This window comes from Candidatus Bathyarchaeia archaeon (assembly GCA_035935655.1).
Taxonomy (GTDB): Archaea; Thermoproteota; Bathyarchaeia; order 40CM-2-53-6; family 40CM-2-53-6; genus 40CM-2-53-6.
Genome location: DASYWW010000051.1, coordinates 1 through 5992, shown reverse-complemented (window position 1 = coordinate 5992; position 5992 = coordinate 1). Strand labels below are relative to the sequence as shown.

Annotated in this window: 9 protein-coding genes; 3 read left to right on the top strand and 6 right to left on the bottom strand. The window is 50.7% G+C overall.

The features are described 5' to 3' along the window. Positions 1-108: 108 nt before the first annotated feature. Positions 109-399, bottom strand: a complete 291-nt coding sequence (locus VGS11_10290; GenBank protein ID HEV2120474.1) for a hypothetical protein — start codon at positions 397-399, stop codon at positions 109-111. 116 nt (positions 400-515) lie between these two features. Between VGS11_10290 and VGS11_10285 the strand changes: the two genes are divergently transcribed. After that, on the top strand, positions 516-1016 hold the full coding sequence (locus VGS11_10285) for a hypothetical protein (GenBank protein ID HEV2120473.1): 501 nt from the start codon (positions 516-518) through the stop codon (positions 1014-1016). 73 nt (positions 1017-1089) lie between these two features. After that, complete coding sequence (locus VGS11_10280; protein HEV2120472.1) at positions 1090-2052, top strand: hypothetical protein; 963 nt, start codon at positions 1090-1092, stop codon at positions 2050-2052. 58 nt (positions 2053-2110) lie between these two features. Here the strand turns inward: VGS11_10280 and VGS11_10275 are convergent, their stop codons facing one another. Then, on the bottom strand, positions 2111-2707 hold the full coding sequence (locus tag VGS11_10275; GenBank protein ID HEV2120471.1) for a hypothetical protein: 597 nt from the start codon (positions 2705-2707) through the stop codon (positions 2111-2113). Positions 2708-2994: 287 nt separating this feature from the next. On the opposite strand from VGS11_10275, the gene VGS11_10270 reads away from it, so the two are divergent. Beyond that, positions 2995-3927, top strand: a complete 933-nt coding sequence (locus VGS11_10270; GenBank protein HEV2120470.1) for a hypothetical protein — start codon at positions 2995-2997, stop codon at positions 3925-3927. Positions 3928-4228: 301 nt separating this feature from the next. Here the strand turns inward: VGS11_10270 and VGS11_10265 are convergent, their stop codons facing one another. From VGS11_10265 to VGS11_10250, 4 genes are all read right to left on the bottom strand, one after another. Then, positions 4229-4723: a hypothetical protein gene (locus VGS11_10265; protein ID HEV2120469.1), complete on the bottom strand. Its 495-nt coding sequence runs from the start codon at positions 4721-4723 to the stop codon at positions 4229-4231. 37 nt (positions 4724-4760) lie between these two features. Next, a complete protein-coding gene (locus tag VGS11_10260; GenBank protein ID HEV2120468.1) occupies positions 4761-4994 on the bottom strand; it encodes a hypothetical protein in 234 nt (77 codons plus the stop codon). Further along, positions 4984-5235, bottom strand: coding sequence for a hypothetical protein (locus tag VGS11_10255; GenBank protein ID HEV2120467.1), 252 nt, complete (start codon positions 5233-5235; stop codon positions 4984-4986). The genes VGS11_10260 and VGS11_10255 overlap by 11 nt, the downstream gene beginning before the upstream one ends. 122 nt (positions 5236-5357) lie before the next feature. Further along, positions 5358-5540 (bottom strand): hypothetical protein, encoded by a 183-nt coding sequence (locus VGS11_10250; GenBank protein HEV2120466.1) that lies wholly within the window; start codon positions 5538-5540, stop codon positions 5358-5360. Between the last annotated feature and the right edge of the window lie 452 nt (positions 5541-5992).

The following is a 5992-nucleotide window of genomic DNA, read 5'->3' as shown; positions in this document are numbered from 1 at the left end:
GCTCGATTGGGAACCTCTTCGTTGGATGGACGCTCAAGAGAAGAGGGTGGCCCATGAAGGAGAAATCAAGGTTGTCGAAGCTGGCTAACTGCAGTGCAGCGACATCCTCTACGACTTCGAGGCGAGCCTCTTGTCAATCAGTTCGATTTGTTGCATGAGGAAAGCCCTGTATGCCCTGAGGAGTTCGACCTGTTCCCGGCTGGTCTTGCGATCCACGAATCCCAGAGTTTCCGCCAGGCCCTTTGAAGCGCTGTCAAATGACCGGTCCAACGCGTTCTTTGCCTTTGGAACAGTTTTCGACAGTTCCGAGTGAGCAGCTGTCTTGGCTGTCTTCAGTAACTCCTTGACGCTTTTCAGCGTCTCATCTGCCTTCGCTTTGACCTCTTCTTTTCTGGTCATACGGGTAGATTCTAACCCGCTTCCACTTGTAAGCGTTACTCTTGGCGGTGGTTTCTCACGAGTGGAACCCAAGAGCGATTAAATTGTTGTAATCCCTGCCAGTGAGAAGTGTCCTATTGACTGGAAAACGGTCTCAGCGATCCTCACTAGTCATCACGGGGATGGGGGGCATTCTGTTTGCGGTTATCCTCGGTCTCGAGTTCGCCTTAGTTGGGATACCTCAGAGATTTTCACCCTGGCTTCCGCCTAATCCCATTGTCGGACTTCTCGTCGCCGTTTATGGCGTCCTGTTTAGCGCCGGTGTCATCTACTACGGCCGCAATCGCGAATCTGGAATAGAAGAGAGGAAATTGTCTGTGGCTGGTGCAAGGCCAACAGAATTCGGGAGCAAGGTCGAAGTGACTGTGGTTCAAAACGGGCCATTCAAGACGAGCCCCTACGGCTCAGGTTGGTATGAGCGTGGAAGTCGAATCAACCTCATCGCCTTTCCCACACCTGAACACCCGTTCAAGAATTGGACGTGTGACACAGACCTGATTGAAATCTTGAATCCGTTAGGGGCCTCGACGATGGCACTCGCTAAAGGACCAGGCATTGTGACCGCGAATTTCTTTTGAGAACGTGTTTGGAGGCAAACGCAGTCGAACTCTAAAATGAGGGCGAGAATGGTACATTCGGGGTTTAGAATCCATGACCTTGTCTGGGACCCCCACAATCCAGAAAGAACTGAAAGTCAAGGAAATCTTCTTTCTTTCGTTACGCCTTTACAAACGGAACTTCCTAAGGTTCTTGGCAATCTTCCTTCTAGCTGAAGCAGTCATAGTTCCCATTAACATCTTCATTCAGTTATTCTTCCCGGTTCAATACCCCTCCCCCACCGCGACCGGGTTCCCCTTTTTGGACCAATTAACGAGTGGATTCGCGGCAATCCCCCAATCACTGGTCACCGTCGCCATTCTTTCACCAATAACTTCGATTTCGGATGGAATGGGAGTAAGTCTTACGGCTGAAATGGTAGAAAAGGAAGGCTCCGGACTCCATACAAGTTACAAAACTACCATCGGGAGCTTCAGACAGATCTGGTATCTCGCTTTGATCACTGGGTTTGTCATTTCTCTGAGTGACCTGTTTTTTGCTCCACTGATACTGTTTACAATCCTCTTCTTCATGGCGCTTCCTGCAGTCATAATCGAACACAAAGGAGCGCTGGGGGGTATTGTCAGAAGTCGTCGACTCCTGAGCAAACGATGGGGTCAAATCTTCTTGCTTCTTCTCATAGAGGGCGCTATTGTCGCCCTACCGACTTTGGCCATCGAGCAGATAATCAGCTTCCCCAGTCCTCTCGGGATGATAGTCTTTGGAATCCAAGGTGCTCTCGTTGGCCCGCTGTACGCTATCGTAAGCACGATTGCTTTCTACTCCAATGCAACAAGGCTGTCCAACGAGGAGAGACAAAAGAAAGAGATTGAGACTAGTAAGACTTACAGGCTGTGGATCTGTCGAAACTGCAAGACCAGCTTTGCGTCCGTTTCTATGCCCAGCCCGACTGCCTTTGGTGGATGCCGTGCCGCAAAGCATGGCTTCTTCTCTGAGCCAAGACATGAGTGGGTTGAGAACCCGCTTCTCCCATCAACAAACGCTGAACCAAGGTGAAATCTCGTTGATTGATCGATAACAACGGAATTCCAGATGCCCACGGATGCTGAAGAGGTTAGTGGCTCGTTTCCGAGCGAATTTGTCGTGCTCGAAGTGTTCGCGAGATTAGAATGAAAATGAGACCAAAAATGAACAGGCCGCCAGCTAGGGCTGCTGATAGAAAAAAGGAAGAGGCGATCATTAGGAATCCGATTATCAAAAGAACTAGCCACGGTTGCTTGATACGAGATTGAGGGACCGGGCCTGGGATTGCGGAAGGGATTGGAGCCACTGATGGAGCGCCTCGAACATTTGCAATATGCTCCTGGACGGCCGTGTACAGAGTTGTATTCGCGCTCCTTAGTTTAGCGTTTTGTACATCCCATTCCTTTCTTTCGCTTCGCCCCTTCAATGAGATCTTGAAGGAGTGAGACCACGACCTTCCAGTCCTGGTCAACGGGCCCACTTCCAGGTCTGAGTAGGGAACATCGATATTCGCCGTTCCTCCTTTCCCAACCACTCTAACGAAATGGTCATAGAACTCAATGCGGATTACCCTGATGTATCTCCAGATGCAGTAGGCGAACAGAACAAGTGGAACCAGCGAGTAGAGAATGGCGTCAGGGACAGCTACCGACGATGCAGGAGGATAGACGACGAAATTATTAATCAAAGTTAACGCCGACAGAAGAGCAGTCAAAGCCGCCCCGAGGAGCCACGTCGTTCTCATATCGAAGACGTGAAACGGCTTTGTGGCCGAATACATCTTTGGCTCCTCAAGAACAACAAGTCGTCTCTTATTCTTTCTCTGTCGACAGTTCTTCGAATAGGCGAAATAACACATTCAAATGAGGTCTAGTCAATTAGACTTGCACGAGCAAATCCACTCTCGAATCTGAGTTCGAATTCGGTTATTCCAGCTCGGGTCGGATTTTCCCAGCCCTCATCGTCTTCTTCATTTTGATTGCGATAGGGGCATTTTTTCTTAGCCCTCCTGTAGTCTCAGGGGCCGTCTTTTGGGGAGGCGCTGCAGCCTGGGGATTATTCGCATGGTGGAGGGCCAGACCGAAGCCAGCGACAAAGATTGCCTTCTTCCCGGACAGAATAGAAACGCTAGAGGGTGACCATGAGGTGTATCAATATTCGGACATCGAGTCTGTCTATGTCTCGGGATCAAAATGGGGGAAGATTGCGATCAAGGGAGGACGCATGTTGTGGTTAGGTCCAAAGCCCAAGAGCGGCTCGGCAGACGACTTCTACGACTGGCTGTCGGAAAAGCTACAGGGCACCGGAGTCCCGATCGGTCTTCCTCCAGGAGGCTTCGGCTCTCCATATCCGGGTGGTTTGTACCTCGTCTTCGGGGTTCCACTGGCGATTTACTTCATACTGCCGTTCGTGCTCCTGCCAGTACTGGGATATAGTAGTGCATCGTCTGAGTTGCTCGCCGCCGGCCCGAGCCTTGTAGTGTTCTTCGTCCTTGCTCACAGATTGGCCGTCAAGGAAGACGACCGGGCGACTGTAATGTATGGAGAGCGATTTCCTCAACGCTCATTCTCGGCTGAAATGGCGGCTCACATCTTTGGAAAGGGAGCGAGGTGGATTCCACTGATACTCCTTCTCGAGGTCGTAGGAACCAGCGCCGTCGCTCTGCTGCCACTTCTCTCGGGAGAGAACGCGTATTTTCTGGAAGTGTTCCAGAGAAGCCAGCAGGATCTCGGGACGACTTTCCTGAGTCAGTTCACGGCGATATTCGCAAACAATCTCAACGTCATGGTCAGAGATTTCGTTCCAATCTACGGCCCTCTTTCTGAATCCGCAGCGACTTACAATACAGCAAGGGTCATAGAAGTCGTTTCTCAGAATGCGTCGATCTCCCCTCACAACTCTCTATAGGTTGTTCCTGCTCCCGCATTCTTGGCTTGAGCTCTCTGCCTACGCAATCGCAATTTTCGAGTCGCTCACCATTCCATCTTCGTGGGGTCCCTCGGCGAAGGTCGATCGAGCGGGTCCAATCGCTTGGTTTGTGAACAGGGTGGCACTTGTGGTGATATTAGCCGTCGGGGTACTTGCAATCGCAGGCGTCTTCGAGGTCCTTGAGCCACGGATGGCCGACCCATACCTGCTTTGGTTTCCAATCTTACTGCTACTTGGTGTCTGGCTTTTCGCTTGGCTGCGCCTGAGGCCCCAGAATCGTCTAAAACCTCCCGCTGAATAGGGCCGTACCCCCGTTCGCCAGAGCAATGCTGCCATTGAATGACTCCCCCGTAGCATATTGGGGATTCATGGGAAAATTGATTGCAAGTTGCGTGGAAGATCCAGCTTTGAGCAAAACTGTGGGAAGATAAGCGGTATTGTAGGTAGTTCCACCAAATGTGATTGAAGCACTGTTCAGTACTGTCGACACGCTTGCAGAGCCAGTATTGCTCAGGTAGACCACACAGACCAATGTAGCGGTCCCATTGCTCCCTGCGCAGTAATCTACCGCAACAGCTACTACTCCAGGAGGCTTTGATGAGAGTGAACCTGTAGCGAAGAGGACGAAGTAGACCAAACCCGCCCCTACCAGGATTCCAGTAACGAACACTATTCCGAGTTTCCTCGTGATGGTCTTCATCAGCGTCGTCGTGTGAGCTGATGACCATCTTAGTTCTATTGTGAAGAACGGCTCTGTCCAAGTCTTCTGTTGCAATAGTCTAGCCAAATGCAACTTGCTTTGTCCACATGGGTCAATCCGATGTCTCTCTGCGCCTGACGACCTCAAGAATTATTCCCAAGATAAGAAAGGCAGAGCCAATTATCGCGACGCCCGCAGCCGCAGTACTACTAGGATCTAACGTGCAATAGAGTGTGGTAGGACAAGTCGGAGTAGGCAGCATGTAAGATACGAACGTAGACATTGCGATGAGAATGGTCCCAATAACCAGAAGAACCTGGACTAGCGTTTTGTTTCTAGCCGACATGTTCGATGTCCTCCTGTCCCGACTCCGCTTCCTTGGTCTTGCGAAATGAATAGCCGACCATTGCAAGACCTACCGGCATGATAAGGAGCGACGGCCAGATCGGCGATGGAGGTCCGATGCAGGACGAGCCATACGGAATGAAGGTGTTGGCACATCTCCAAGCATTGACCAGAGGAATCATAAAGATGAAGAGGCTGAGGGCAGCTAGGATGACTCCGGCCGCGAACAGAAGCCTGTCCAACGACCTTTGGTTCGTTTCCTAACTTATACGAGTAATCGTGGAGGGTCCTGTTACCTCTTAGACGAATGGGACCTATTTTTCTCTCTGATAATTTTCAGGGGTAGTGATTGCCGGCGCTCGCATCAACCGCGTTTTACTTCGGTGATTGACTCTGTCCACTTGTGACCGCATTTTCGGCATTCGTAAGCCAGCTTGAAGGTGTCCCTTTCAATGGGAACGTTCTCTACCGTAGTCGGGTTTAATGTTGCGAAGATATGCCCTGCTTTCGACGCGCCTGCCCCAGTTACAACTACCTCATGCCTCATTTGTTCTGTGTCCTGTTCCCTCCTTTGCACCGATTTGCTCAGCAATCGCACGGCGAGAAATCGCTTTCCACACGACGGGCACTTGCGAAACACTGTCTGCTTTCGATGAGATGTTTCTGTTAAGTCTATCCGACTGAGAATCGGCATGAGTGAAGAAGGAAATCCTGTGGAATTCTGGCAAGAAATGCTGCAAGGTCCACTGTCCCGTCTGATTATTCGTCTCGGAATTTTCTAAGTTTCTGGCATCGTTCGTATATAGTAAGCCTCCAATATTCCATGGGAAATTGACCAGAATTGCCATGGAATCTGAAGTTGCTGGAGCTTCTTTCCAGGGGACGAGGCAATCGAGAACGCAATCGTATCTAATAGTTGCGGCAACGATTGAAGAAGCCGGAACCAGGCTCAGGGCAGCACTGGCAGTTGGACCCGAAGTAAAGACGATCAGACTCCTG

Bases quoted from the DNA above. Each gene is read 5' to 3' on its own strand.
- VGS11_10290 (HEV2120474.1), bottom strand. From the start codon at position 399: ATGACCAGAAAAGAAGAGGTCAAAGCGAAGGCAGATGAGACGCTGAAA.
- VGS11_10280 (HEV2120472.1), top strand. From the start codon at position 1,090: ATGACCTTGTCTGGGACCCCCACAATCCAGAAAGAACTGAAAGTCAAG.
- VGS11_10260 (HEV2120468.1), bottom strand. From the start codon at position 4,994: ATGTCGGCTAGAAACAAAACGCTAGTCCAGGTTCTTCTGGTTATTGGG.
- VGS11_10250 (HEV2120466.1), bottom strand. From the start codon at position 5,540: ATGAGGCATGAGGTAGTTGTAACTGGGGCAGGCGCGTCGAAAGCAGGG.